This window comes from Nonomuraea sp. NPDC049784, assembly GCF_040659615.1.
In the GTDB taxonomy this organism is placed as follows: domain Bacteria; phylum Actinomycetota; class Actinomycetes; order Streptosporangiales; family Streptosporangiaceae; genus Nonomuraea.
Genome location: NZ_JBFAMX010000100.1, coordinates 1 through 26729, shown reverse-complemented (window position 1 = coordinate 26729; position 26729 = coordinate 1). Strand labels below are relative to the sequence as shown.

The 26729-nt window shown below is 70.4% G+C and carries 26 protein-coding genes; 7 read left to right on the top strand and 19 right to left on the bottom strand.

The window, feature by feature from the left end:
- The coding region (locus AB0J09_RS21915) for an NAD-binding protein (RefSeq protein ID WP_360693852.1) at positions 1 to 581 on the top strand (581 nt) is incomplete at its 5' end.
- Here the strand turns inward: AB0J09_RS21915 and AB0J09_RS21910 are convergent.
- The 5 genes from AB0J09_RS21910 to AB0J09_RS21890 form a co-directional block, all read right to left on the bottom strand.
- A complete protein-coding gene (locus AB0J09_RS21910; RefSeq protein WP_360693850.1) occupies positions 565 to 1440 on the bottom strand; it encodes a dihydrodipicolinate synthase family protein in 876 nt (291 codons plus the stop codon). The two genes, AB0J09_RS21915 and AB0J09_RS21910, sit on opposite strands and share 17 nt — an antisense overlap.
- A 10-nt stretch (positions 1441 to 1450) precedes the next feature.
- The gene (locus tag AB0J09_RS21905) at positions 1451 to 2317 is read right to left on the bottom strand and encodes a carbohydrate ABC transporter permease (protein ID WP_360693848.1); all 867 of its coding nucleotides are present in this window, start codon (positions 2315 to 2317) and stop codon (positions 1451 to 1453) included.
- Positions 2314 to 3180, bottom strand: coding sequence for a sugar ABC transporter permease (locus AB0J09_RS21900; protein ID WP_360693845.1), 867 nt, complete (start codon positions 3178 to 3180; stop codon positions 2314 to 2316). Before AB0J09_RS21900 ends, AB0J09_RS21905 begins: the two co-directional genes overlap by 4 nt.
- A 32-nt stretch (positions 3181 to 3212) precedes the next feature.
- Positions 3213 to 4457, bottom strand: a complete 1245-nt coding sequence (locus AB0J09_RS21895) for an extracellular solute-binding protein (RefSeq protein WP_360693842.1) — start codon at positions 4455 to 4457, stop codon at positions 3213 to 3215.
- An 86-nt stretch (positions 4458 to 4543) separates the two neighbouring features.
- Positions 4544 to 5680 carry a DegT/DnrJ/EryC1/StrS family aminotransferase gene (locus AB0J09_RS21890; protein WP_360693839.1) on the bottom strand — a complete coding sequence of 379 codons (1137 nt, stop codon included), beginning with the start codon at positions 5678 to 5680 and terminating at the stop codon, positions 4544 to 4546.
- 74 nt (positions 5681 to 5754) lie between these two features.
- Between AB0J09_RS21890 and AB0J09_RS21885 the strand changes: the two genes are divergently transcribed.
- The gene (locus AB0J09_RS21885) at positions 5755 to 6960 is read left to right on the top strand and encodes a hypothetical protein (protein ID WP_360693836.1); all 1206 of its coding nucleotides are present in this window, start codon (positions 5755 to 5757) and stop codon (positions 6958 to 6960) included.
- A gap of 398 nt (positions 6961 to 7358) precedes the next feature.
- On the opposite strand, the gene AB0J09_RS21880 is transcribed toward AB0J09_RS21885, so the two are convergent.
- The 5 genes from AB0J09_RS21880 to AB0J09_RS21860 form a co-directional block, all read right to left on the bottom strand.
- A complete protein-coding gene (locus AB0J09_RS21880) occupies positions 7359 to 8414 on the bottom strand; it encodes a dihydrodipicolinate synthase family protein (protein WP_360693833.1) in 1056 nt (351 codons plus the stop codon).
- A 62-nt stretch (positions 8415 to 8476) separates the two neighbouring features.
- The gene (locus AB0J09_RS21875) at positions 8477 to 9484 is read right to left on the bottom strand and encodes an NAD-dependent epimerase/dehydratase family protein (protein ID WP_360693830.1); all 1008 of its coding nucleotides are present in this window, start codon (positions 9482 to 9484) and stop codon (positions 8477 to 8479) included.
- Between the two features lie 88 nt (positions 9485 to 9572).
- Positions 9573 to 10457 carry a Gfo/Idh/MocA family oxidoreductase gene (locus AB0J09_RS21870; RefSeq protein ID WP_360693827.1) on the bottom strand — a complete coding sequence of 295 codons (885 nt, stop codon included), beginning with the start codon at positions 10455 to 10457 and terminating at the stop codon, positions 9573 to 9575.
- Between the two features lie 13 nt (positions 10458 to 10470).
- Entirely contained in the window at positions 10471 to 12279 is a 1809-nt protein-coding gene (locus tag AB0J09_RS21865) for a hydantoinase B/oxoprolinase family protein (protein WP_360693824.1), read from the bottom strand.
- Entirely contained in the window at positions 12272 to 14272 is a 2001-nt protein-coding gene (locus AB0J09_RS21860) for a hydantoinase/oxoprolinase family protein (protein ID WP_360693821.1), read from the bottom strand. Before AB0J09_RS21860 ends, AB0J09_RS21865 begins: the two co-directional genes overlap by 8 nt.
- Before the next feature lie 101 nt (positions 14273 to 14373).
- On the opposite strand from AB0J09_RS21860, the gene AB0J09_RS21855 reads away from it, so the two are divergent.
- Positions 14374 to 15018, top strand: coding sequence for a thymidine kinase (locus tag AB0J09_RS21855; protein WP_360693818.1), 645 nt, complete (start codon positions 14374 to 14376; stop codon positions 15016 to 15018).
- A 2-nt stretch (positions 15019 to 15020) separates the two neighbouring features.
- On the opposite strand, the gene AB0J09_RS21850 is transcribed toward AB0J09_RS21855, so the two are convergent.
- From AB0J09_RS21850 to AB0J09_RS21835, 4 genes are all read right to left on the bottom strand, one after another.
- Positions 15021 to 15428: a MarR family transcriptional regulator gene (locus AB0J09_RS21850; RefSeq protein WP_360693816.1), complete on the bottom strand. Its 408-nt coding sequence runs from the start codon at positions 15426 to 15428 to the stop codon at positions 15021 to 15023.
- Positions 15429 to 15438: 10 nt separating this feature from the next.
- Positions 15439 to 16110, bottom strand: a complete 672-nt coding sequence (locus AB0J09_RS21845) for a DsbA family oxidoreductase (RefSeq protein WP_360693813.1) — start codon at positions 16108 to 16110, stop codon at positions 15439 to 15441.
- 35 nt (positions 16111 to 16145) lie between these two features.
- A complete protein-coding gene (locus AB0J09_RS21840) occupies positions 16146 to 17042 on the bottom strand; it encodes a hypothetical protein (RefSeq protein ID WP_360693810.1) in 897 nt (298 codons plus the stop codon).
- 164 nt (positions 17043 to 17206) lie between these two features.
- Positions 17207 to 17989 (bottom strand): carbon monoxide dehydrogenase subunit G, encoded by a 783-nt coding sequence (locus tag AB0J09_RS21835; RefSeq protein WP_360693807.1) that lies wholly within the window; start codon positions 17987 to 17989, stop codon positions 17207 to 17209.
- A gap of 169 nt (positions 17990 to 18158) precedes the next feature.
- On the opposite strand from AB0J09_RS21835, the gene AB0J09_RS21830 reads away from it, so the two are divergent.
- From AB0J09_RS21830 to cydB, 3 genes are all read left to right on the top strand, one after another.
- Positions 18159 to 19013 carry a polysaccharide deacetylase family protein gene (locus AB0J09_RS21830; RefSeq protein ID WP_360693804.1) on the top strand — a complete coding sequence of 285 codons (855 nt, stop codon included), beginning with the start codon at positions 18159 to 18161 and terminating at the stop codon, positions 19011 to 19013.
- A 218-nt stretch (positions 19014 to 19231) separates the two neighbouring features.
- The gene (locus tag AB0J09_RS21825) at positions 19232 to 20575 is read left to right on the top strand and encodes a cytochrome ubiquinol oxidase subunit I (protein ID WP_360693855.1); all 1344 of its coding nucleotides are present in this window, start codon (positions 19232 to 19234) and stop codon (positions 20573 to 20575) included.
- An 11-nt stretch (positions 20576 to 20586) separates the two neighbouring features.
- Positions 20587 to 21492: a cytochrome d ubiquinol oxidase subunit II gene (cydB, locus tag AB0J09_RS21820; RefSeq protein ID WP_360693802.1), complete on the top strand. Its 906-nt coding sequence runs from the start codon at positions 20587 to 20589 to the stop codon at positions 21490 to 21492.
- Positions 21493 to 21513: 21 nt separating this feature from the next.
- On the opposite strand, the gene AB0J09_RS21815 is transcribed toward cydB, so the two are convergent.
- The 5 genes from AB0J09_RS21815 to AB0J09_RS21795 are packed head-to-tail and all read right to left on the bottom strand — an operon-like array spanning position 21514 to position 26055.
- Positions 21514 to 22248 (bottom strand): ABC transporter ATP-binding protein, encoded by a 735-nt coding sequence (locus tag AB0J09_RS21815; RefSeq protein ID WP_360693799.1) that lies wholly within the window; start codon positions 22246 to 22248, stop codon positions 21514 to 21516.
- Positions 22238 to 22981, bottom strand: a complete 744-nt coding sequence (locus tag AB0J09_RS21810; protein ID WP_360693796.1) for an ABC transporter ATP-binding protein — start codon at positions 22979 to 22981, stop codon at positions 22238 to 22240. Before AB0J09_RS21810 ends, AB0J09_RS21815 begins: the two co-directional genes overlap by 11 nt.
- Positions 22978 to 23967 carry a branched-chain amino acid ABC transporter permease gene (locus AB0J09_RS21805; RefSeq protein WP_360693793.1) on the bottom strand — a complete coding sequence of 330 codons (990 nt, stop codon included), beginning with the start codon at positions 23965 to 23967 and terminating at the stop codon, positions 22978 to 22980. The genes AB0J09_RS21810 and AB0J09_RS21805 overlap by 4 nt, the downstream gene beginning before the upstream one ends.
- A complete protein-coding gene (locus AB0J09_RS21800) occupies positions 23951 to 24832 on the bottom strand; it encodes a branched-chain amino acid ABC transporter permease (protein ID WP_360693790.1) in 882 nt (293 codons plus the stop codon). Before AB0J09_RS21800 ends, AB0J09_RS21805 begins: the two co-directional genes overlap by 17 nt.
- On the bottom strand, positions 24826 to 26055 hold the full coding sequence (locus tag AB0J09_RS21795) for an amino acid ABC transporter substrate-binding protein (RefSeq protein ID WP_360693788.1): 1230 nt from the start codon (positions 26053 to 26055) through the stop codon (positions 24826 to 24828). The genes AB0J09_RS21800 and AB0J09_RS21795 overlap by 7 nt, the downstream gene beginning before the upstream one ends.
- A 103-nt stretch (positions 26056 to 26158) precedes the next feature.
- Here AB0J09_RS21795 and AB0J09_RS21790 point away from each other — a divergent pair, with 103 nt between their 5' ends.
- Entirely contained in the window at positions 26159 to 26638 is a 480-nt protein-coding gene (locus AB0J09_RS21790; protein ID WP_360693785.1) for a LacI family DNA-binding transcriptional regulator, read from the top strand.
- Positions 26639 to 26729: the final 91 nt, after the last annotated feature.

The following is a 26729-nucleotide window of genomic DNA, read 5'->3' as shown; positions in this document are numbered from 1 at the left end:
CGATCGAGCCGCTGGCCGCGCTGGCTGCCGAGCACGGCCTGACCTTCGTGGACGCTCCCGTCCAGGGCACCAGGCAGCCGGCCGAGCAGGGCAAGCTGGTCATCCTGGCCGCCGGGCCGCAGGCCGCCAGGCAGAAGCTCGACCCGCTCTTCGACGTGCTCGGGCAGCGCACGCTCTGGCTCGGCGACGACGGCGCGAGCGGCGCCGCGACCAAGCTCAAGATGGCCACGGTCAGCTACGGCATCTCGATGACCGCCGCCGTGGCCGAGGCCCTGGCGCTGGCCAAGGGGCTGGGGCTGGACCCCGACCTGGTGCGCCAGGTCGTGACCGGCGGCCCGATGGACAACGCGTACTTCCAGGCCAAGTCCAAGGCCATCCTGGAGGGCGACTTCGAGCCCAGCTTCACGGTCAGCAACGCCGAGAAGGACACCAGGCTGATCACCCAGACGGGCGAGTCGGCCGGTGTCCGGCTCGACGTGGTGGCGGCCGCGGGCGAGCGCCTGCGCCGCGCCGCGGCCCAGGGCCACGGCGACGAGGACATGGCCGCCAACTACTACGCGAGCTTCACCGGGAAGCAGTGACGACCCCGGCCCGCTCCTGCTCCGGCAGGGGCGGGCCGTAGGGGTCGTGGGCGTGCGACTCGGGCACGCGGCCCTCGGCGGCGGCCAGCCAGAGCATGCGCTGCACGTAGCCCTCCATGGGCTCGGTGAACGTGGCCAGCGCCAGCCGGTCCAGCCGCCCGGACGCCTCCTCGAACACGCGCAGATCCTTGCCTCTGAACGCCTCCAGGACGGCGGCGGTCACGCCGACGCTCGCCGCCGCGATGCCGACCAGGGCCGCCTCGGCGCCCCACAGCAGGGACGGGCCGAACATGCGGTCCTCCCCCGTGATCGCCAGCCTGCCCGCCTCCCTGGTGAGCGCGATGGCGCGCTGGCAGCCCATCGCGTCCGACAGCAGCGCGGTCTTGAGCCCCGCCACACCGGGGTGCCGCAGGAGCTCGCGCATCGTGCCGGCGGGGCACGGGCGGGTGTAGAGGTCGAAGGCGATCATCGGCAGGCGGGCCGCCTGCCACACCTCCTCGTGCAGCGCCACCCGGTCGCCCTCCGACGGGAAAACGAGCACGCCGTCCGCCCCCAGCCCGGCCGCGACGCTCGCCTGTTCCGCCGTATCGGACGGTCCTCCGCCCACGCCGGCCAGCACCGGCACGCCCAGGGCCACCGCGCGCTCGATGACGGCGGCGCGGACGTCCGGGGCGAGGTACGGGCCGCGGCCCGTGTGGGCGAGCACCGCCAGGCCGGTGGCGCCGTCGGCCACCAGGCCGGCGAGGTAGCGCGAGACCACGTCGAGGTCCACCTCGCCGGACGCCGTCATGGGGGTGGCCGCGGCGGCGATCAGCGCGCCCCGGAGCCGGTCTCGAAGGTTTCGTGCAGCAATGTCCACCCGCAAGACCTTATTTCAGGCCGGTCATCGCGATGCTGTTGACCAGGTACCGCTGCAGCAGGAAGAACACCAGCAGGCACGGCACCACCGACACGGCCGCCGAGGCCATGAGCACCGACAGCTGCAGCTCCTCGGTCCGCAGCGTGGTCAGCCCCACGGTGAGCGTACGGGTGGCGTCGCTCTGCCCGACGACCAGCGGCCACAGGAAGTCGTTCCAGTGCCACAGGAACACGAACACGCCGAGCGTCGCCAGGATCGGCCTGGTCAGCGGCACCACGATCGTCCAGTAGACCCTCCATTCGGAGGCCCCGTCCACCTTGGCCGCGTCGAACAGCTCGTCAGGCAGCCCGAGGATGAACTGCCGCATCAGGAAGACGGCCTGCGAGTTGGCCAGCGTCGGCACGATGAGCCCCCAGAACGTGTCCACCCCGTCCAGGCTGTTGACCAGCACGAACGTCGGGATGAGCGTGGCCTGGAACGGCACCATCATGGTGGCGAGGAACGTCCAGAACATGGCCTCGCGGCCGGGGAAACGCTTCTTGGCGAACGCGTACCCGGCCATGGACGAGGTGAGCAGGATGATCACCACGGAGACCAGGGCGTACACCAGGGAGTTGACCGTCCACGTGGCGAACCCCGACGCCGACAGCACCCGCGCGATGTTGTCGAACGTGAGCGAGTCCGGCCACTGGCTCGGCACGGTCGGCCGGCCCGCCGGCGACAGCGCCACCACGAACATCGCCACGAACGGGCTGACGGTCAGCACCGACAGCAGCGCGAGCAGGGCCACGAGCGGCCACCTGCTCCGCCACCACCGGCGGCGGGCCGCTCGGGCCCCCGCCACCTGAGTGACGGGCCGGGACGCGGTGATCGTCAAGTGTTCCCCCGATCCAGGAAGCGGCGCTGGACCAGCGACACGGCCAGCACGATGACGAACAGCACCATGCCCCACGTGGCGGCGTAGCCGAAGTCGAACGACCTGAAGCCGTGGTCGTAGATGCCGTAGATGAGGGTGTAGGTGGCCCTGACCGGGCCGCCGCCGGTCATCACGTACACGGTGTCGAAGGTCTGGAACGCGCTGATCGTCTCGATCACCACGACGAAGAAGATCGTGGGCCTGAGCAGCGGCAGGGTGATCCGGCGGAAGCGCTGCCACGCGCTCGCCCCGTCCACCCTGGCCGCCTCCAGGTACGAGGACGGGATCGACTTCAGCCCGGCCAGAAGGATCAGCATCGAGTAGCCGAACCCCTTCCACACCGACACCACGGCCAGCGCGGGCAGGACCAGGGCCGTCTGCTCCAGGAACGCCACCGGGCCGAGGTCCGCCTTGGCCAGCAGGCCGTTGATCAGCCCGTCGAACTCGTAGATCCAGCGCCAGATGATGCCCGCCAGTACGAAGCTGGTCACGTACGGCAGGAAGAGCATGCCGCGGAACAGCCCGCGCAAGAAGACCACCTGGTTGAGCAGCAACGCCGTGCCGAGCGCCACGAGCAGCGTGAGCGGCACGTAGATCACCACGTACACGAGCGTGACCCGCAGGCTCAGCCAGAAGTTCACGTCGTCGAGCAGCCGGGCGTAGTTGTCGGCGCCGATGAAGTCCCACTCGCCGCCGATGTTCCAGTTCGTCAGGCTCATGCCCGCCGCGCCCAGCGACGGGAAGATCCGGAAGATCAGGAAGAGCACGAGCACGGGCAGCACGAACAGCAGGCCGGTGACCGGGTCACGCAGGCGTTGACGCACCAGGTGTTTCCTTTCTGGTGGGCGTACGGGGCTCAGCCGCCGCTGCTGAGCAGCTGGTTGGCCTCCTTGGCGGCCGCGTCGAGCGCGGTCTTCGCGTCCTCCTTGCCTAGCAGCGCGGCCTGGAGGTGCGGGCCGAGCACACCCATGACCTGGCGGGCCTTGGGGTGGCTGTCGCCGGGGAAGGCGTACTGCAGCGACTTGGCGAACTCCTTGGACGACGCCGACTGGTCCGGCACGGTCACGTCCGTGCGGGCGGGGAAGAAGCCCGACTCCTTCGCCAGCCCGGCGGTCACCTCGGGCGAGGCCAGGTAGGTGGCGAGCTTCTTGGCGGCGTCCTTGTTCTCGGCGTGCTTGGCCAGCACCAGGGCTCCGGGGATGCCGAACGCGACCCGCTTCTTGCCCTCGAGCGGCAGGCCGATGCCGACGTTCTCGGGGCCGATGGCGGCGGCGAGCTGGTCGGCCATGCCCGCGGTGGCCGCGTGGTACATGGCGGTCTTGCCGGCGGCCAGCGGGCCGCCCTCGATGTCGTTGGTCTTGCTCGCGGTGTTCTCCGGCAGGCCGCCCGCGGCCTTGAGATCGAGCAGGAACTGCAGGCTGTCCACGCCCTCCTGGCCGTTGAACGCGACCGTCTTGCCGTCGGGGGCGAAGACCGAGCCGCCGTTGGCCCACAGGATCGGGTAGAAGCTCTGGTTCAGGCTGACGTCGGGCTTTCCGGGGTAGTCGAGCACCGCGACCTTCTTGGCGGCCAGCTTGGGCGCGGCCTCCTTCAGCTCCGCCAGCGTCTCCGGCACCTTCGTGACGCCCGCGTCGGCGAACAGCTTCTTGTTGTAGATGGGCGCGGTGATCGTCTGGTAGATGGGTACGCCGTACAGCTTGCCGTTGACCGTGAGTGCGGTCAGGGAGTTCGGCAGGTAGGAGGCCTTGGCCGGGGCGACGACGTCGTCCACCGCCTCGATCGTGCCCTGCTGGGCGTACTGGGGGATCTGGTCGGGACCGAGGACCACCAGGTCGAAGCCCTTCTTCGAGACCAGTGCGGTGGTGACCTTCTCCTGGCGGCCCTCCCAGGGCTGCTGGTCGATCTTGACGTCGATCGTGGGGTTGGCGGCCTCGAAATCCTTCTCCACCTTGCCCCAGAACGCCTGGGCCTTGGCCTGGTCTCCGATGACGGGATACATCCACAGGGTCACGGCGCTCTTGTCCGAGCCGCTGCTGGATCCGCACCCGGCGGCCGCGAGACTCAGGGCGGCCACGACGCCGACTGCCGCTGCCTTCTTCATGTGCGGCTTCCTTTCGACTAATACCGGTCCTGACCGAAACCTAGTGATCGCATCTGGGGAGGTCAATGCCTGATACATGAACGTAACTACGGCTGAGCCCGAAATTTCGTCATTTCGTGGGCGATCAGCTCGACGTGCTCGGAGGTGTAGTTCTCGTTCCAGTCGATGACCAGCAGGGTGCGGTCCACCATACGCTCGGCCTGCGGGCAGGGGTTCGGCCGATAGTCGTCGAGCGGGTAGCGGGAGGTCCCGTAGATGGCCGTGTCCCACACAGGCGCCCTGTTCAGCGGCTCGGCGAGGTATCCGGCCCGCGCGGGGATCCCGGCCGCCGCCAGGTGCGCGGCCAGCTCGGGCGCGTCGCCGTCCGGGCAGACGATCGGGAAGAGCCACCAGGCGTGGCCCTCCGGGCGCGGCAGCCGTACCCCTGGGAGGCCTTTCAGGGCGTCCAGCAGCTGTACGGCGGTGCCGCGGCGGGCGGCGACCACGCCGGGGAGCTTGGCGAGCTGGGCGCGGGCCACGGCGGCCTGGAGCTCGGTCATGCGGTAGTTGAGCCCGAAGGCGGCGTGCGACCGGCCGGCCGCACGGTCCCAGCCCTTGTCCGAGAAGAGCCGCATACGTCTGGCCAGCTCGTCGTCGTCAGTGATCGCCACCCCGCCGTCGCCGCAGGTGATGTGCTTCCACTGCTGCAGGCTGAGGCAGCCCACCTGGCCCGCCGTACCCGCGAGCCGGCCGTCCGGCAGCTCGGTCAGCCAGGCCTGTGCGCAGTCCTCGATCAGCGTCAGGCCGTGCTCGTCGGCGAGCGCGCGCAGCTCATCGATCCTGGCGGGCGCGCCGAACAGGTGGACCGCCATGATCGCCTTCGTACGGGGGCCGATGAGCCCGGCCACCGCGTCAGGATCGAGATTCCCGTCCGATGGATCCACGTCCGCGAAGACAGGAACGGCGTTCTGCGCCAAGATGGGGGCCACGGTTCCGAAGTCCGTGATCGGTGTCGTGATGATCTCGTCCCCCGGGTCGGGCGCGGCCGCCACGACCGACAGATGGAGGGCCGCGGTGCCGGAGCTGCAGGCGATCGCGTGGCGGGTGCCGTACACGCGGGCGATCTCGCGCTCCAGCGCCCGCGCCTCGGTCCCCCAGACGGAGTTGAGCATGCCGGAGCGGATCACCCGCTCGACGGCGGCCACCTCCTCGTCGCCGAGCGTACGGCCGTCCGCCTCTGCCATGGACGGGAATTTCACCGGGCACCTCACAAGTTATAGTTGCGGTCTTGACCGAAAATAGCGAGAGGGAGGCGTGGGTGGGAATCGTCATCGGGGTCGTCGGACCGCACGACCTGGTCGACGACGTCGCGGCCGTCTGCGAGGAGCAGCCCGGCGTCAGCACGCTGCGCCTCGACTACGACCACGAGTCGCAGGCGCCCGCGATCGTCGAGGCACACGCCGCCGCCGTCGAGGGATGGCTGTTCACCGGCATAGTGCCCTACATGCTCTCCCGTGACGCCGAGGCGCTCACCCGTCCGGCGGCGTTCGTGGACTACTCGGGCGCGACGCTGCTCACCGCCCTGGTACGCCTCCAGCGTCAGGGCCGGGACGTCACCCGGCTGTCTATCGACACGCTCTCGGCCGCCGACGTCAACGCCACGTTCGCCGAGGCCGGGCTGCCCACCTCCGAGCTGCGCACGCTCCCGTACCGGCCGGAGATGACCTCCAAGAAGGCCATCGCCTTCCACCGGAAGGGCCCCGCGCACGCGGCGATCACCTGCCTGAGCTCCGTGCACGAAGCCCTCCGCGACGAGCTGCACGTCCTGCGCCTGGTCCCTTCCGTGCATTCGGTACGGGTGGCGCTGCGCCAGCTCATGCTGACCGCCGAGGGGCAGGCGCAGGAGGACGCCCAGATCGCGCTCGGGCTGATCGAGGTGGCCAATGAGGAGGGGCTGCTGCGCGAGGCCACGGCGCTCGGCGGCACGCTGGCCGGCTTCCGCGGCGGCACGCATCTGCTGGTGACGACCCGCGGCCCGCTGCACGACGCCACGGGCGGCTTCACGGGGCTGCCCATGCTGGCGCGGCTCGCCGCCCAGAACGAGCTGGTACGTGTCGGTTTCGGCCTGGGTCGCAGCGCGGCCGAGGCCGAGAGCCTGGCCCGCCGCGCCCTGGGCAGGGCCCGCCGGATCGGCGAGGTCGCCGCGGTCCTGTCGCTGCGCGCGGACACGGACATCGTCCTGGAGTCGGTCACCTCGGCCCCGGCCGGCACGCAGAACCTCTCGGTCATCGCCCGCCGCGTCGGCCTGTCGGTGTCCACGCTGGCGAAGCTCCTGGAGGCGCGGGCGGCGGCCGGGGAAGAGCCGCTGACGACCCGCGAGATCGCCGACCGCCTGGGCGTCCAGCAGCGCACGGCCCGCCGCATGCTCCATCGGCTGGAGCTGGCGGGCCTGGCCGAACGCACGGGCAACCTCACCAGCGGCTCCAGCGGCCGCCCCCTGACCCTCTACCGCCTCACCCTCTGACCGCGGCCACCCGGCCCCGGCCCCCTCAGCGAGCCCACCACCCCACGAGCCGTGGCCCCGCCACACGACACACCTCTCCCATCGCCGCACCTCAAGGACCCGCGCACGCAGTCGCACCCGAAGGACCCGCACACCCGCACCTCCCGCACCACCAGCCAGCGCCGGTGCGGCGAGCGCCAGGACGGCGGCACCCGGCGCAACGCGCACCCACGTCCAGGGCTGGGCGCACATCTTCCAATCGGCCGCGCGGCCATCCCGCAGGCGACCGTCCAACGGGCAAGCACTGCGCGCAAACAATGTGCGCGAGGCGTGCGGGCACGCGACCCGCGGGCACATCGTGAGAGAGCGCCCGGCCCGCGGGCACGGGCCGGCCGGATGCGGGGCAGGTGGGCATGGGGTCAGGAGAGCCAGCGGTCGAGCCCGGCCGAGACGAAGTCGTCGTCCCGGAGCCACGGATACGCACCCCAGATCCGGTCGATCTCGTCGAGCTGCCCCGGAGACAGCTCCTCGCCGGGGTCCAGGCACCAGCGCCCCGCCAGCAGCCCCTGGCGGCGCAGCACCTCGTGGATCCCGGGAATGCACCCGTGGAACCCGTTGGCCGAGTCGAAGATGGCGGCGTTGGCGTCCGTCAGGTGGCCGTCCAGCGTGAGCAGCCGCCGTACCGCCGAGTCGTCACCGCCCCGGGCGAGCTTGGCCTCCTCCAGCAGTTCCACGGCCCGCCGCACCCACACGGCCCACTGACCGAGCAGCCCGCCGACGAACTCGACGTCCACCTCGCGCCCGTCCACCACCACCCGGTGCGTGGTGATGAGGTCGGCCAGGATGTGATCGTCGTTCCCCGTGTAGAGCGCCACCTCCCCGGCTCGCCCCGCGCGTACGACGCCGTGCAGGACGTCCAGCGTGCGGTACCGGTCGAAGGGGGCGACCTTGACGCCCACCACGGACTCCACGGCAGCCAGACGTGTCCAGAAATTTCGGGACAAGGGGCGTCCGCCTACCGCCGGCTGCAGGTAGAAGCCGATCACCGGCAGCACCTCGCCCACCGCCCTGGCCCGCTCGATGAGCCCGTTCTCGTCGAGCTCCCGGTACGGGCTGAGCAGCACCATGTGGTAGCCGAGCGACCTGGCCAGCTCCGCCTCCGCCACCGCCTGGGACGTGGGCCCGGTCGCCCCGGCCACCAGCACCACCGCGCGGTCGAACTCCCCGGCGGTGCTCGCGGCCAGCTCGAGCACGGGCGGCAGCAGGCCGGTGCCGTGGATGGCGAACTGCGTCGTGTGGACGCCCACCGCCAGCCCGCCCGCGCCGGCCTCGACGTAGTAGCGGGTCAGCGCCCGCTGACGGCGCTCGTCCAGCTTCCTGTCCTCGGTGAGCGCGAGCGGGTGCGCCGGGATCACCAGGCCGCGCCTGAACAGGTCGCGCACGGACGTCTGCGCCTCTGGAGCCGTGCTCAGCACGTGAGGTCCCCCTTTGGTCATTGGTATGGCGCGCGGTTCACGCCGCGCGTTCCGGAAACCGGTCAGAAGCGGCCGTCGCGCCGTTCGAACTTGGTGGGCTTGCCGAGCAGCGGCCCGCCGTCCGCCACCCAGCGCGCCGTGTGCTCGATGAGCTCAGCGGGCGTGAGCTCCGGGTAGCCGAACAGGCGGTGGCAGCGCCCCGCGTTCGACAGCAGCGCGGTCGGCGCCTCCTCGCCGGTGAACACCGGCTCCTTGCCCAGCGCCGCGCCGAGGGCCTGCGCGATCTGGCGCACCGAGAGCACCTCGGGGCCGGTCACGTTCAGGACGTATGGGGGTGTGGAGGCCAGCGCCAGCGACCGGAGCGTCACCTCGTTGGCGTAGCCCTGCCAGACCACGTTCACCTGCCCCGTCGCCAGGTCGACGGGCTCTTCCGCGAGCACCTTCTGCGCCAGGTCGACGAGCACCCCGTAGCGCAGCTCCACCGCGTAGTTGAGGCGGATCAGCGACAACGGCGTGCCGTACGTCTCGGAGAAGTGCGTCAGCACCCGCTCGCGGCCCAGGCAGCTCATGGCGTAGTCGCCCACGGGCCCCGACGGCGAGTCCTCCGTGCTGCCGCCGCCGGCGACGGGGACGAGCGGGTAGACGTTCCCGGTGGACAGGGCGGTGATCCTGCTGTCCTTGAACCGGTCCGCGACCCGCCCGGGCAGGTACGCGTTGGTGAACCAGGTGGCGTGCTCACGCCCCTGTGTGCCGAACTTGGCGCCGACCAGGAAGACGACGTTCGGCGCGTCGGGCAGGTCCCGCAGCGCCCGTTCGTCGGCCACGTCGGCGGACACCACCGTCGCGCCGTCCTTACTGAGCGCCTCGGCGAGCCCCGGCTCGGAGAAGCGCGAGACGGCGATGATCCGCCGGCTCCCGTTGGTGGCGTTGAGCGCCAGCCGCACCAGGCTCGGCCCCAGTTTGCCGCCGGCGCCCAGGATCAGGATGTCGCCGTCGAGCCCGCCCAAATCATCCACGAGCCCGGCGCTGGGCCGCGCCAGCCGCTCCTCGAGTTCCGCTGTCGTGCGCACGCGGGTATCTCCTCCGTCCGTTATTTACGGTCCAGACCGTAACTGTGGCGGACTTCGGCTGTCAACGGGTACGGGCAGGACAACTGGGTCAGCTGGCCTCGCGGGCGGCCACCAGCACCTCGAGGATGGCCCTCGTCTGCTCCCACGGCACCGGGCTCGGCGCGCCGCGCACCATGGAGAGGAACGCGTCGATGGTCCCCTCGTACCCCAGCCCCTTGACCGGATCGTCGCCGCTCTCGATCACGATCGCGTCGGAGCCGTCGGCCCTGTGCACGGTGACGGCGTAGGACTCGCCTTCTGAGACACCGAGGATCTCGACCGTCCCCGTGACACCGCTCCCCCACCGCAGCGCCATCACGCCGGTGTCCTCGGAGCGCAGGCCCTGGTAGTGCCGCTTGGCCCCGGCGGCGCCCACCAGCCGCACGTCCGGCCCCAGCAGGGCGACCAGCAGCTCCACGCCGTGGATGCCCATGGTCACCATGGTCCCGCCGCCCTGGCCCGGCGTGTCCTGCCAGGCGTTGTAGCCGTCCGCCCACAGCCCCACGTCATGCCGTACGGTGGCCCGCACGGCCAGCACCTCGCCGGCATCGACTCGGGTCCCCGCGAACGCGGGAGCGAACCTCAGCACAGAGCTCGACAGCACCCGCTCGTGGATCGCCAGCCGGTCGAGCGCGTCGAGCTGGGCCCTGCTGGCGGCGGCCGGCTTGTTCACGAAGCAGGCCGCGCCGGTCTCCAGCACCCGCGCCAGGGCCTCGGGCACCTGCGGATTGGGCACGGTCAGCACCACGCCATCGGGCCCGGTGGCCAGCGCCTCGCCGAGGCTGTCCGCCACCTTCGCGCCGGGGTGTTCGTCGGTGAAGCGCCGCAACCGCTCGGGATCCGGCTCCCACACCACCAGCTCGGCGTGGCGGGTCAGGGTACGGGCATCGGTGTACGGATGGCTGGTGGCCAGCCCAGCCAGGACAATACGCACGATTCGGGCTCCTCTACAGCTCGTCCACCTCGGCGAACGCCCGTCCGCCCGAGAGCTTCGCGTACCCCGGTCCCCGATCGAAGAAGCGGTCCGCCGGTGGGCGCAGGCGGGCGCGGAGCTCGGCGGTGGCCTGCTCGTCGATGCGGTCGCCGTCCAGGACCACGCCGTAGTCCCCCAGCGCGCCCGCGATCGACACCTTCCCGTCCCGCACGTCGGCCGCCACCGCCCGGGGGTCCCGGTCGTACGGGGAGCCCCAGCCTCCGCCCCCGGTCGTACGGATGCGGATCAGCTCGCCGGCCTGCACCGGGTGGTCGTCGACCAGCCCCTCCATCTCCTTGCCCGCGATCTCCACCCGGAACGGCCGCCCGGCGAGGCCACCGTTCACGCCCCAGCAGGACAGGATCGAGCGGTCGGCGATGGACATGTACGAGGCGTCCCTGAGCATCCTGATGTGCTTGTCGTAGCCCAGCCCTCCCCTGAACATCCCGGGACCGCCGGAGTCGCAGGCCAGCGCCAGCCGCTCCACCCGGAACGGCCAGCGCGCCTCGGCGAACTCCACCGGTATGTTGCGCGAGTCGGGCACCACGTGGATGGTGTCCTCCCCGTCGGCGTACCAGCGCCCGCCGGAGCCGCCGCCCAGGACCTCGCGCATCAGGTACGGCTGCCCTTCCGTGTCCGTGCCGTACACGCCGGTGTAGCGGATGGTCTCCTGGTCGGCCGGCATGCGCCCGTTCGTCGCCTTGGCCAGCACGCCGGCGAGCACGCCGAGCAGGCGCAGGATGACGAACGTGCGGGCGTTCGTGGGAGCGGGGAAGACCGGGGTGAGCAGGGTGCCCTTCTCCGGGAAGATCATCTTGATGAGCGGCACGACGCCCTCGTTGACGTCCAGCTCCGCCATCCGCTCCGGCGTGTCGGCCAGGTTGCGCAGCACCGGCGCCAGCCACTTCTTCAGGAAGACGCCGTCGGCGTAGTCGCCCGCGTGGTTGATCGGCCCCTTGGCCTGCGGCGACGTTCCGGTGAAGTCGATGGTCATCGGAGATTCCGCCGCGTGGTCGACGGTGAGCGTGATGCGCTGGGCGTGCAGGCGGGGCTCGTCCACGCCGTCGTGCTCGGCGTAGTCCTCCCACACGAACGTGCCCTCAGGGATCTTGGCCAGCAGTTCCCTACGGAACGTCTCGGTGGTCTTGGTGATGATCGCGTCGAAGCACTCCTCGACGGCCTGCTTGCCGTACCGCTCGAACAGCTCGCCCAGCCGGCGCGCCCCCATCAGGCACGCCGAGCACTCGGCGTCGAGGTCGCCCGCGAGCGAGTCGGGCATGCGGGAGTTACGCGTCATGATGCGCAGCGCCGCCTCGTTCGGCACGCCCTGGTCCCACAGCTTGATCGGCGGCACCATCAGGCCCTCTTCGAAGACCGACCTGGCGTGCGAGGGCATGGAGCCGGGCACGGACCCGCCGATGTCGTCGTGGTGGCCGAACGCCTGCACGAAGGCGACGACGGATCCCTCGTGGAAGACGGGCACGGTCACGCACAGGTCGGGCAGGTGGCCGATGCCGCCCTCGGAGAGGTAGACGTCGTTGTGGAAGTAGACGTCGCCGGGCTTCATCGTCTCGACGGGGAAGTCGCGCACGACCGGCTGGACGAGCGCGCTGTAGGAGCGGCCGGTCAGCTTGCGCAGCCGTACGTCGTGAATGCCCGCGCGGAAGTCGTGCGCGTCGCGGATCATCGGCGAGCGGGCCGTGCGGGCGATGGCCGTCTCGACCTCCTTCTCGACGGACGCCAGCGTGCCCTCGACGATCTCCACCAGGATCGGATCAGTCACGCCGTACCTCCACATTTCCGTACTCGTCCACTCTCGCGGTGAAGCCTGGGTGGATGGGGATCGTCGAGCCGTACTCCTCGATCACGGCGGGCCCCTTGACCACGGCGCCGGGGCCGAGCGCGGAGCGCTGGTGGATGGGGGTGTCGCGGGTCTCGTCGAAATGCACGGGACGTACCGAGGTGGCGCCCTCGCCGGCGTTCTCCAGACGGCGGATGGCCGGCCGGGTGATGGGGCCGATGCCGGAGACGCGCAGGTTCACCCATTCGACGCCGTGGCGGGGATCATCCCGGTACGCGTACCCGTACAGCTTCTCGTGGGACGCGTGGAAGCGGTCGATCACCTCGGCCTGCCAGTCGTCGTCGATCTCGCCTGCCGGGGCGGGCACGCTGACCTCGTAGGCCTGGCCGTAGTACCTCAGGTCGGCGCTGCGCATGTAGACCGGGTCGTCGAACCCCTCGCGGTCGAGGGCCTCGCCCGCCTGATGCTCCAGGTCGTGGAAGATCTCGACCGCCTTGCCGAGCGACAGCTCGCGAGTGACGTACGTACGGACGTAGTCGTTCTTGACATCCACCGTGAGCAGCCCGAACGCCGAGACGTTGCCGGGGTCGCGCGGGATGACGACGGCCGGCAGGCCGAGGATGTCGATCAGCCGGCACGCCAGCAGCGGCCCGGAGCCGCCGAAGGTCACCAGGGGGAAGTCCCGCACGTCGAGCCCGCGCTTGACGGTGAGCTGCCGAATCGCGTTGCTCTGGTTGAACGCGCTGATCTCCAGGATGCCGGTCGCCGTGCGCTCGGGAGTGAGGCCGAGCTTGTCCGCCAGCGCCTCGATCCCGCCGCGCGCGGCGTCGGCGTCCAGCGGGATCTCGCCGCCGAGCAGGTGGGGCGGGATCCGGCCCAGGAACACGTGCGCGTCCGTGACCGTCACCTCCGTGCCGCCCCGGCCGTAGCAGATGGGCCCGGGGTCGGCGCCCGCGGACCTGGGACCGACCTTGAGCGTGCCCTCGGGCGAGATCCACGCGATCGAGCCGCCGCCCGCGCCGACGGTGATGATGTCGATCATCGGGATCTTGCACGGGTAGCGGCCGACGGAACCCTCGGTGGTGATGGAGGGCTCGCCGTCGACCACCACGGCCACGTCGGTCGAGGTGCCGCCGCCGTCCAGCGTGATCACCGACTCGTGCCCCGCCGTGGAGGCGATGAGCGCCGCGCCGAGCGCCCCCGCCGCAGGGCCCGACAGGACGGTGCTGATCGGCTGGTTGACGACCTCGCGGGCGGACAGGATGCCGCCGTTGGACTTCATGACCGAGAACGGCTTGCCGAGGCGGTTGGACAGGTTCGCGATGTAGCCGCGCATGGCGGGCTTGACGGCGGCGTCCACGAGGGTGGTGACCGAGCGCTCGTACTCGCGGTATTCGCGCAGCACGTCGCTCGACAGCGAGATCACCGCCTCCGGGTGCTCGCGCCAGAGCACCTCACGCATGCGGCGCTCGTGCTCGGGGTTGGCGTAGGAGTGCAGGAAGCAGACCCCGATCGCGGTGATGCCCTTGGCCTTGAACCAGCGGGCCACCTCGACGGCCTGCTCCTCCGAGAACGGCCGCACCTCCTCGCCCCGGTGGTCGAGCCGCCCATCGACGGTCTTCACCAGGTGTACGGGGACGATTCTTGGTGGCTTGACCCAGAAGTACGAGTTGCCGTAGCCGTCGGGCACGCTCTGCCTGGCGATCTCCAGGACGAACTCGAAGCCCTCGGTCGTGATGAGCCCCAGGTCGGAGATCCGGTCTTCGAGCAGTTGGTTCGTGGCCACGGTGGTGCCGTGGACGATCGAGCCGATGTCGAGCTCGCCGAGCTTCGCGATGCCCGCGACGAACCCGTCCGCCGGGTTGGCGGGCGTCGAAGGGGTTTTGGTCGTGAGGATCGCACCGGTCTCCTCGTCCACCGCCACGACGTCGGTGAATGTTCCCCCGGTGTCCACTCCGATACGGACGCTACGCATGGCTCCTCGGTTGGCCGGTGACCACAGTTCCTCCTGCTGACTCCAGAGAAGAAATGTCCCACGAGGTCATGGAACAAGCCAAACCACTAAGCTGGCCCCCCGTGACCGAACTGTCTGCCTTGTCTGCCGTGCCCTCTGGTGCCAGGGATGCCGTACTCAAGTTCTACTTCGGCCCCATGGACTGCGGAAAGTCCACGCTGGCGCTCCAGATGAACTACAACCACGGACGTCAGGGCAGGCGCGGCCTGGTGCTGACCAAGCACGACCGCTCGGGTGGCCCCAAGGTCACCAGCCGGATCGGGCTCGGCCTCGACGCGATCGAGGTGGAGGACTCGGTCGACCTCGTGCGGCTGGTTACCTCCCACGATCGCATCGATTATCTCATCTGCGACGAGGCCTGCTTCTACACCGTCCAGCAGATCGAGCAGCTCGCGGACCTGGTGGACGAGCACGGCGTGGACGTCTACGCGTTCGGGCTGGCCTCGGACTTCAGGTCGGTGATGTTCCCGGCGGCACAGCGGCTGTTCGAGCTGGCGGACGAGGTGTGCCGGCTGCAGGTCGAGGTGCTGTGCTGGTGCGGGCGTCCCGGGCAGCTCAACGCCAGGGTGGTGGACGGGATGATGGCCCGTACAGGCGAGCAGGTCGTGATCGGCGACACCGACGCCTCGCACGTGCGCTACCAGGTGCTCTGCCGCCGCCACCACCGCTCCGGCCGGCTCGGCGAGGGCCCGGCCAAGGCGATCTAGGCTCAGACGAGGCGGTCCAGGAGGTCCCTGAGCAGGCGCGCGTCGTCGCCCGGCAGGGCAGCGAGGAACGCCTCCTCGGCCGCCGCCACGGCGCGCGTGGCCCCCTCGAGCGCCTCCCGGCCCTGCTCGGTCAGCTCCACCATGTTCTTGCGCCGGTCGCCGGGATGCGGCCGGCGCCCGACGAGCTTCTTCCGCTCCAGCCCGTCCAGCAGGGCGACCATCGTCGTCCTGTCGATGCCCAGCCGCTGGGCGGCCTCCAGCTGGGAGAGCGGCTCCGGCGTGCGGAGCACCGACAGCACCGCGAACTCGCGCCCATCGATCTCGTACGGCTCCAGCGCCGGGCCCGTCAGCTCCGCCAGGCGCAGGTTGGCGTGCTTGAGCAGGTAACCAAGAGTCCGACGTCGCGACACGTCACGATTCTCACACGGCACAGTATCCGTCGTCGTCGCACCCGTCGGCCGGGGCGGCCAGCTGGGTGATCGGCGTCTGGCCGGTAAGCTCCGCCACCTCGTCGATCGCCGCCGCGAACGCCTCCTCCGGCTGAGCCCCCGACACCGCGTACTTGCCCTCGAACAGGAACAGCGGCACCCCGCTGATCCCGAGCTCCCGCGCCCTGCCGAGCTGCTCGCGCACCTGCTCGGAGCCCTCGCCCCCATCATCGACACTGGCCTCGACAGCCAGCTTGGCCAGGACGTCGGCGTCGGCCACGTTCAGCCCCTCGCTGAAGTACGCGCGGAAGAGCCGCTCGGTCATCTCCTTGCCGCGCCCCTGCCGCGTCGCGACCTCGATCAGGCGGTGCGCCTCGAACGTGTTGGCGTTCACCGCGTGGTCGTAGTCCATCGCGAGACCCTCGCCGGAGGCGGCGTCGGTGACCCGCTGGACCATCTGGCGCGCGTTCGGCCCGAACTTCCGCTCCAGCGCGGGGATCAGCGGCTCACCCTCCACGGGGGCGTCGGGATTGAGCTGGTACGGGCGCATCGTCACGTCGATCGTGCCGCCCTTGGCGCGGAACCGTTCGGCGGCCTTGGCGAACCTGGTGTGCCCGATATAGCACCAGGGGCATACGACGTCGGAGAAAATCTCAACCTTCACGCCTATGGGCAACCGCCGGGCACCGCCGATGATTCCTATCCGGCGGCCAGCTCCTCCAGCCGGTAAGGAAGGTACGCCGAGTCGTCCACCAGCGCCGACGCGCCGCGCCACCACCCGAACCACTCGCCGCTGCGCCACATCCAGTCCACGCGCTCGATGGCGGCCACCACGTCGCCGACCGTCTCCCACCGCTCGCCGAGCTGCTCACGGGTGGCGCCGTGCCGCAACGCCCAGGCACGCAGGACCCCCACGGCGGCGGAGGGGACCCCGCGGGCGTACGGGTCGGGGTCCTCACCGGGCAACCGGTGCGGCCCGAGCCCGGCCGCCACGCCCCAGCTCCACTGGGCCTCGGCCGGCCGGGAGTAACGCAGGGAGTGGAAGTCGAGGTTCGACCCGAGCTCGTCGTCGGGCCGCCTGGTGACGACCGCGTCGAGCCGTCCGCCGGCGTCGAAGTGGACGACCACCCGCTGCCCCGGCTTCACTCCCGGCGGCAGCTCGAACCTGTCCTCTGCCTGCCACGAGTTGAGGTCGACCTCGGCGACCGGCCGGCCCCACAGCTGGTCCGCGGCGTCGTCGGAGATCCAGGCGGCCAGCATCTCGAGCGCGGTCAGATCGGTCCACGGCTCGATCGCGACCGCCGTGCGCACCACCTCGTCCGGAGCCGGCAGCTTGCCGCCCCTGGGCCTGCTCCACCACTCCTCACCCAGCTCGCGGGTGCCGACGAGCAGCGCGGCGATGGCGGCCAGCTCGGCCGACCGCCGGGTGAGCGAGGCGCCCAGCGCCAGCTCGAGAGTCCGAGCGGTCCGCTCCTCCCCGAGCACCGGGCGCACGTCCGCGATCAGGGTCTCGGCTGTGGGGCGCTCGTCGCCCAGCAGGTTGCGCACGACTCGCCTGGCTTCGGTCCGTGCGTCTTCCGCGTGTGCCTGCCGCATACAGCCACGCTACGCCTGTAGATCCTTTTCCGCGAGAGCCCAGCACCGGCGCCTGACATGCACCCCAGCGGGCCCACCTCACGCCTGGACCACGATTCACACCACAGGCGACATCCACCCCGAACACCACACCGACGCCGGCGTCGCAAGCCCTCCATCCCGGGTCAGGGGCTCTGGCGTCGGGAGGCGCGTCCGAGCAACCAGCCCACCGCGACACCCGTGAGGGCGATGCCCGCCCCCATCCCGAACGACGCCAGCATCACCCACGGCCGCGTCTGCGTGTGCCGCTTTGGGGGCCGCTCGTAAACAGCGCCCCCCACCGGGCTCACCGCGCCCGCTTGATCCGCCGAACCCACACGACCGGTCCCACCCGCCAGGGCGGGCACATGCACACCGGCACGGGCATCCACGCCGCCCTCCGACGCGATGAGACCGGCATCGCCCTCCGTCACGACACGCGGACGGCCCTCAGCGCGATCCCCGCCGAGCGCGCCGGCCCCGGCACCGGCCGCCGCACGCAGGTGGTCGTCGACGGCCGAGAAGAACTCCCCCGCCGTCCGCTTGGCCACCGAGCCGAGCATGCGCTGCCCGACCCCGCCGATCATCCCGCCGATCACCGCGTCGGCGTCGTAGTCCACCCGGGTCCCGTCTTCGACCTCGCTCAGCCGTACCAGGACGGTGGCGTCCACCGTCCCGGGCGCCCCCTGCCCACGTGCCTTGAGCGTGAAGCTCTCGGGCGCCAGCGGATCGGCCAGCGCCACCTCCCCCTGATAGACGCCCTTGATGGACGCGACGCCCGCGTTGATCGTCATCCGGTACGTGTCAGGCCCGGTCTCCTCCAGGCGCTCGCACCCCGGAATGGTGCGCACCAGCACCGCGGGATCCTGGAGCGCCGCCCACACCCGGTCCCTCTGAACGCCGATCACGGCACTACCCGCCACTTTCATGCAGCAACTCTAAGCAGCCGGGACGTCGCGGATAAGGGCAACACCTGACAGAGGAACGGCGCGTCTTACGGGATCAAGCCTGGCAAGATGGGGGCCCATGTGCACGGGGCAGAGCGGGGATCCGTACGGGACGACGGGACCACGTACCACCACGCCTGAAGACCGCCCCGTGCGGAGAGCAGTCCGGCTGGCCGGCGTCGCGTTCGCGCTGGCCCTGGCCAGCGCGTGCACCCCTGCCGAGACCGCTAGCCTCACCCCTTCCAGGAACCCGTCCGCGGGCCCTGCAGTGGAGCCGTCGGAATTACCCACCGCCGACCCCCAAGCCCCGCCGGGCGTTCGCCCGCGCAAGGGTGAGGTGCGCCCGATCGAGCACACCGGCGACCTCCCGCCCGTGATCAGCTCCATCCCCACCAAGCGCAAGGTCGTCTTCCTGACCATCGACGACGGCTGGGAGCAGGACCCGGGCTTCGTCAGGCAGGTACGCGACCAGCGCATCCCCATCACCGCCTTCGCCATGCGCGACGCCGTCGAGGCCAGGGGCACCCCCGACCTGGCAGGCGGCCCAGGGAAGTACGTAGGCGCCGGGAAATGGGGATATTTCCGGCAGCTCCGCGACGCCCACGTACCCATCGAGAACCACACCCTCACCCACCCCAACCTCCGCCTGCTCGCTCACGACGCCCAGCGACGCGAGATCTGCGGCGCCTCCCAGATCATCAGGAAGGAGCTGGGCGCCAGGCCCACCCTGTTCACGCCGCCGTTCGGCAACTACAACACCGACACGCTCAGGGCCGCCAAGAGCTGCGGCATCCAGGCGGTCCTGCTCTGGACCGCCACCGTCCAGCCAGGCGGCAAGATCGCCTACCAGGTGCCCGACAAGAGGTTGAGGCCGGGCGACATCCTGCTCCTCCACTTCCGCCCCAACCTGGCCAGGGACTTCCGCATCCTCGTCAACAAGATCAAGCGCCGCGGGTACGAGCTGGGCAACCTTCAGGCGTACCTGGACGCCGCCAACCCCCGATAGTCGTAGCCGCCCGCCCCTTCAGGGTCCGCCCCCGGACGTACGGATGAATCAACCCGGCGGCTGACGCGCCGGACCGGCCCGGCGCGGGATCCTCAGTACGCAGCAGCAGCCAGCGGACAGCGATGTGACCAAGCTCGCATCGCGTTGCTCTACGACTTGTAGTACTACTTCAAGTAGATGAACTACAGCCTGTAGAGCTCAGGGAGTCGACGGGGATGATGGACGCACTTGATCTGGCGCGGTGGCAGTTCGGGGTGACCACCGTGTACCACTTTCTGTTCGTGCCCCTGACCATCGGTCTGGGGATCTTCGTGGCGGGCCTCCAGACGGCCTGGCACCGCACGGGGAAGGACCACTACCTGAAGCTCACGAAGTTCTTCGGGAAGCTGTTCCTGATCAACTTCGCCATGGGAGTGGTCACCGGCATCGTGCAGGAGTTCCAGTTCGGGATGAACTGGAGCGAATACTCCACGTTCGTCGGCGACGTCTTCGGCGCACCGCTGGCCATGGAGGCGTTGCTGGCCTTCTTCATGGAGTCCACGTTCCTGGGGCTGTGGATCTTCGGCTGGGAGCGGTTGCCGAAGAAGGTGCATCTGGCGTGCATCTGGGCGGCCGCCATCGGGTCCAACTTGTCGGCGTATTTCATCCTCGCGGCCAACGCCTGGATGAAGCACCCCGTCGGTTACGAGGTCGTGGACGGCAAGGCCAGGATGACCGACCTGTGGGCCGTGCTCACCAACTCCACGGCGCTCGCCCAGGTGCCCCACGTGATCGGGGCGGCGTTCATCGTGGCGGGCGGTTTCGTGCTGGCCGTGAGCGGCTACTGGCTGCTCAGGACGCGCGCCCCCATGTGGCGCAGCGCCGCCAGGGCAGCGCTGGTGATGACGGCGATCGCGGGGGCCGTCGTCGCGGGCACCGGCGACACGTCCGCCAGGCTGCTGTACGAGCAGCAGCCCATGAAGCTGGCCTCGGCCGAGGGCCTCGAGCGCGACACGGCGGGCGCGGCGTTCTCCTTGGCACCCGGCATCGAGATCCCCCACGTTCTGAGCTTCCTGGCCGCCCACGACCCCGACGCCACCGTCCAGGGCATCGAGGACCTGCAGCACCGCTTCGAGCAGCAGTTCGGCCCCGGCGACTACCGGCCGAACCAGCCGGTCGTGTTCTGGTCGTTCCGGGTGATGATCGTGTTCGGGATGGCCACGGTGGGCCTGTCGGTGCTCGGCCTCTGGCTCACCCGGCGCAGGCGGGACTTCCCGAGGTGGCTGTCGCGGGCGATGCTGCTGGCCCTGCCGCTGCCGCTGGTCGCGGTGATCGCCGGCTGGCTGCTGAGCGAGATCGGCCGCCAGCCGTGGACGGTCGCGGGCGAGCTGCTCACCGCCTCCAGCGTGTCGCCCGGAGTGAGCCTGGCCGAGGTGGCCACCTCACTGACGATCTTCACGCTCCTGTACGGCGCGCTCGCGGTGGCCGAGGCCGTACTGCTGACCAGGCATGTCCGCAAGGGCGTCGAGGAGCAGGCGCCCGCACCCGCGGCCGAGCGGCTCGAGCCGTCGCTGATGTACTGAGGGGTAAGACAATGATCGATTTGTGGTTCGTCATCATCGCCTTCCTCTGGACGGGCTACTTCGTGCTGGAGGGCTTCGACTTCGGCGTCGGCATGCTGGCGCCCATCGTGAGCAGGAACGCCGAGGAGCAGCGGCAGAGCCTGCAGACCATCGGCCCGGTGTGGGACGGCAACGAGGTGTGGCTGATCACCGCCGTCGGCGCCATGTTCGCCGCCTTCCCCGCCTGGTACGCGGGCGTGTTCAGCGCGTTCTACCTGCCGGTGACGCTCGTTCTGGTGGGGTTGATCGTGCGCGGCGTCGGCCTGGAGTGGCGGGGCAAGGTGACTGACCCGCGCTGGTGCGATCTGGGCATCGTGGTGGGCAGCGCGCTCCCGGCGTTCCTGTGGGGTGCGGTCTTCGCCGGCCTGCTGTATGACAGCCTGCCCGCCACCCTGGTCGGGGGCGCGTTCACGTTGGCGGTGTGCCTCCTGCACGGCGCCGTCTTCCTGACGCTCAAGACCACGGGTCCGGTACGCCGCCGCGCCCGCGTCGTCGCCCTGGCCGCCGGCGGGGTGGCCATCCCGGTGGCCGTGGTGGCGCTGTCGAGCCTGCGCTCGCTCCCGGCGCTGGCCGCCATGGCGGCCCTGGCCGCGGCCACGGCCCTCATCTGGCGCCGCCGGGAGGGCTGGGCCTTCGCGGCTACGGCGGGCGCCATCGTCCTGACCACCCTGGCCGTCTTCATGGAGCTCCGCCTTCGGCCACTCCCCGGCCTGACGCTGGCCGAGGCGGCCTCCGGCCCGTACACGCTGACCATGCTGAGCTGGATCGGACTGATCGCGCTGCCGTTCGTGCTGGTCTACCAGGGGTGGACGTACTGGGTGTTCAGGAAGCGCGTCCGGGCGGAAGTGACGCCCGTCCAGGTGGCTAGCTCCTATTAGCGGACCCAGCACGGCACATGGCTAGGAGGCCGGGGCGCCGCCGAGGTAGAGGCGGCCGAGGCGGGGGTCGGCGGCGAGTGCGGGGGCGGGGCCGGTGATGTGGACGCGGCCGAGGTCCAGAACGCAGCCGACGTCCGCCATCTCCAGGGCCCGGCGCGCGTTCTGCTCCACCAGCAGGACCGCTACCCCGGTACGCCGCATGAGGTCGATCCGGTCGAAGACCACCTGCGTGTTACGCGGGTCGAGCCCCATCGACGGCTCGTCCAGCAGCACCACGGCGGGCTCCAGCATGAGCGCCCGCGCGAACTCCACCTGCTTCTGCTGCCCGCCCGACAGCAGCCCCGCCATGGTCCCCCACCGCTCGGCCACCACCGGGAACAGCTCCTTGACCACCTCGATCCGGGCCTGGAGCTTCGCGGAGTCGCGGACGGTGAAGCCGCCGAGCCGCACGTTCTCGGCCACGGTCATCTCGCGGAACACGCTGTGTCCCTGCAGCACGTGGGCCAGCCCGAGCCCGAGCAGCCGCTGCGGCGACAGGCCCGTCACGTCCTGCCCGGCCAGCAGGACCCGCCCCGACCGGGGCGGGAGCAGGCCGCTGGCGACCTTGAGCGCGGTGGACTTGCCCGCGCCGTTCGGCCCGACCAGGCAGACGACCTCCCCGGCGCGGACGGTGACGGACAGGCCGCGCAGCACCGGCGCCGCCCTGCCGTACCCGGCCTCGACGTCTTCCAGCGACAGGATGGTCTCAGACGCCAAGGTACGCCTCCAGCACCCGCGGGTCGTCCCGCACCTCGGCGGGCGGTCCGGACGCGATGGGCGCGCCGCGGTCGAAGACGATCACGTGGTCGCACATGCCCATCACCATGTCCATGTTGTGCTCGACGACGAGGAACGTGCGGCCCTCCGCGTTGAGGTCGCGTACGAGGGAGACGATGCGGTCGATCAGCGCCGGGTTGACCCCGCCCGCCGGCTCGTCCAGCAGCACGAGGTCGGGCTCGGCCATGAGGACGGCGGCCAGTTCGAGCAGCTTCTGCTGGCCGTAGGACAGGTCGCGGGCCTCGGCGTCCTCCAGGTGCTCGATGCCCATGCGCCGCAGCCAGTGGCGGGCCCGCTCCACCTCGCCCTGGTCGCGCAGCCCGGCCAGCAGCTCGCGCAGGCGGGTGCGGCGGACGGCGACCAGCATGTTCTCCAGCACGGTCAGGCGCGGGAAGACGCGGCAGAGCTGGAAGGTGCGGCCGATCCCGGCGTGCGCGATGCGGTGCGGCGAGTGGCGGGTGATGTCGCGGTCGCGGTAGAGGACGTGGCCGGAGTCCGGTTTGATCATGCCGGTGATGAGGTTGAAGAACGTGGTCTTGCCGGAGCCGTTCGGCCCGATGAGGCCGTTGATCTTGCCGTCGGCCAGCTCGACGGTCGCGCCGTCGACGGCCAGCACCCCGCCGAACGACTTGGTCAGCCCTTCCGTGCGCAGCGACGTCACTGTGTCACTCATTGGGCGACCTCCTGGAGCCGCTGTTCGGCCGTCTCGTCCGGGATGGAGGGCCCCGTACGTCTCCTGGTCAGCCGGGCGAGGATGCCGTCCGGCATGAACAGCACCACCAGCACGAGCACCAGGCCCGTCGCGGTCAGGTGGATCTGCGTCTCGCCCAGCGCGATCAGGAAGTACTCCCCCGCCGGGGCCACGATGAGCGCCCCGAGCAGCGGTCCGAACAGGTGTCTGACCCCGCCGAGCAGGCTCATCAGCACCATGTACGACCCAATCAGGATGGAGAAGACGAAGATGGGGTCGAGGCTGCCGAACCAGACCGCGTACAGCCCGCCGGCGAGCGAGACGAACAGGGCCGAGAGGGCGAAGGCCGTCACCTTGTACGCCCCGGTCGGCACCCCCAGGGACTCGGCCTTGTCCTCGTCCTCCCTGATCGCCCGCAGGCCGGCGCCGAATCGGGAGCGGGAGACGTACCACCAGGACAGCAGCGCGAGCCCGAGCAGCGCCAGGAACAGGTAGAAGAACACGATGTGCGTCTGCCCCCTGTGCAGGCCGGGGAAGGGCGAGGGCACCTGCAGCCCCGTGGAGCCGCCGGTGAGCGAGCGCCAGCCCTGGACGATGAGGTTCATCATCGACACGAGCGCGATCGAGACGATCACGAACGACGCGCCGCGTACCCGGACGGCCGCGATGCCGACGCCGACGGCGAACAACGTGACCGCCAGGGCCGAGACCAGCAGGGCCACGACCCACGGCATGCCGAGGCGGATCACGAGGAGCCCGGTCCCGTACGCGCCGAGGCCGAAGAACGTCGAGTGGCCGAGGGAGACGTAGCCGGTGAAACCGCCCAGGAGGTTCCAGGAGGTCGACATGGCCGCGTACATGACGGTCAGCGCGCCCGCGTACACCAGGTAATAGTTCGGGACGATCCACGGGTAGGCGATCGCCAGGCAGGCGACCACCAGCAGGAGCCCTCTAGAAGCGATGCGCAAGCCGGCCTCCGAAGAACCCCTGGGGGCGCACGAGCAGGGTCAGGAAGAGGAAGACGTAGAACATCATCGTGGCCCAGGTGGCGTCCACGGTCACCAGCACGAGGCCCTCGACCAGGCCGAGCATGACGGCCGCCAGCGCCGCGCCGATCACGCTGCCCAGCCCGCCGACCACGATGATGGCCATCAGCTTGCCGATCCACGCCCAGTGCGAGGCGGGGAAGAACGGCGTGATCAGCGCCAGCACGGTCCCGCCGACGGCCGCCGTGGCGAGGCCGACGCCGAAGCCGTAACCGGCGACCCGCTCCGTCTGGATGCCGACCAGCCTGGCCACCTCCCTGTGCTGGATCGTGGCCCGCAGCGCCTGCCCGAAGCGGCTCTTGATCAGCACCGCGAACAGGACGGCGAGGGTGATCGCGGCGACCCAGAAGGCGATGATCCTGTCGTACGGGAGGTGCACGCCGCCGATCGTCAGTGAGCGGGTCGCGTACTCCATGCTGACCGACTTGTAGGACCCGGTGTAGAACGTCCCGAGCAGCCCTTCGATCGTCAGCGCGATCCCGAACGTCAGCAGCACCGACATCATCGCCAGGTTGTCCGGCGCCAGCCGCGCCACCAGCAGCCGCTGGATCGCCACGCCCAGCCCGAAGAACAGCGGCACGGTCACGGGCAGCGCCAGGAACGGGTCCACCCCGAGCGTGGTGTGCACGGTGTAGGTGAGGTACGCGGCCAGGAACAGGAACGCCGGATGCGCCACCATGACCACCCGCATCACCCCGAAGTACAACGACAGGCCCGAGGCCAGCAGCGCGTAGAGGCCGCCGGTCAGCACGCCCAGGGCCAGCCCCTGCAGGAGCAGGCTCACCATTCCTTCTTCGGGTAGACGATGCCGGCGGTCTTGGCCTGCTCGGGGAGCACGATCTCGACCTTTCCGTTGACGTACTGCTGGATCATGTGCGCTTGTTCGGGCCTGCCCTGGTCGTCGAAGGAGAGCTTGCCCACGACCGTGTCGAACGTGCCCTGCCTGATGTGGTCGGCCAGCTTGTCCTGGCACTCCTTGGTGGGGTCGACGCACTTGACCGCGTTCACGGCGGCCTCGACGACCTGGCCGACGGTGAACCCGTTGGCGGTGTCCTCGTTCGCCTCGCCCTTGAACATCTCCTTGTGGCGTTTGATCATCTCTTGGTTGCCGGCGAAGGTGGCCGTGGCCGACCAGCCGACGGGCGAGATGATGTTCTCGGCCGCCCCCTTCACCGCGGCGGGGAACTCCGGCTCCGTCGGCCCTGTCGAGAAGGCCGCCAGCTTGGGCTGCACCTTCAGCTCCTGCAGCGCGCGCACCAGGCCCACGGAGTCCTCGAACTGCGTGCCGCCCACGACGATGTCCGGCTTGGCCGCGGCGATCTTGGCGGCGATAGGCGAGAAGTCGGTGGTCTCGGGCGGATACACCTCGTCCACGACCGTCTTGATCCCGGCCGCGGCCAGTTTGTCTCTCAGCCCGTACGCGGTGCCCTGCGCGAACGGGTCGTCCAGGCTGGCGTACGCGGCCGTCTTCGGCCGCTTGTCGGCCGGCAGCTTGAGTATGTAGTCGGCCAGGTAGTTGTAGTGGTCGCTCGCGATCGCCGGCGCCGCGTAGAACAGCCGCTTGAAGCCCTGCTCGAAGACCTCCTTGGCGGCCCCGGCCGGCTCCACGAAGAGCATGTTGTACGACTCCGCGACCTTGGCCGCCGGGATCACCAGCCGCGACGAGAACGGCCCGAAGACCAGGTTGACCTTGTTCTGTGTGATGAGGGACTCGTAGTCGGAGCTGACCCGGTTGGGGTCGGAGGCGTCGTCGCGGAAGATCAGCTCGACCTTCCTGCCCAGCAGGCCGCCCTTGGCGTTCACCTGGTCGGCCCAGACCTGGTAGCCCTCCTGGATGCCCGTGCCGGGCTCGGAGAAGTCGCCCGTGAGCGGGAGCGAGATGCCGATCTTCACCGGCCCCTGCTGCTGCCCCGGCGACTGCGCCGCGCCGGGCTCGTCGGTCTTGGCACAGGCGGTCACCGCTAAACCACAGATCGAGATGATCGCCAGGCCCTTGAGAACTCTTGCCATCGAGGAGACCCCCGTCAGAAGAGGCGCCGCGAAAGCGCTTTCGTAAGCGCTTTCGGTTACGATTGCACGGGATTCAGCCCCGTACAAGGGGGGTTCGCATCGCATGGCAGACCGTCCTCATCCGCCCCGCCTCGTCGACGTGGCCAAGGCCGCGGGGGTCTCGCTGGCGACGGCCTCCCGGGCCCTGACGGGCAGCACGGGGGTGAGTGCCCAGGTCGCCGCCCATGTCCAGGCGGTCGCGTCCCAGGTCGGTTACGTGCCCAACAGCCACGCGCGGGCGCTGGCCGGCGGGCAGGCGTCCATGGTCGGGCTGATCGTGCACGACGTCGGCGACCCCTACTTTGGCGAGATCGCCAGGGGCGTGCTGCGCGAGACCGAGAGCCGCGGCTACCTGGCGCTGATCAGCCAGACCGAGCGCGACCCGCGCGCGGAGCTGGCCAGGATCCGCGCGTTACGCGCGCACCGGGTCACCTCGATCGTGCTGGCGGGCTCGGGCTACGTCGACGCGGGCACCGAGGCCGACATCGCCACCGAGGTGCGCTCGTTCACGGCGGCGGGCGGCCGGGTGGCCGTGATCGGGTGACCGTGGCGGTTGGCGTCGATGCCGGTGCGGATGTAGGTGACGACGTCGTCGGGCGGGTCGTTGAGGTCGAACCAATCGAGCTTGTCGCACT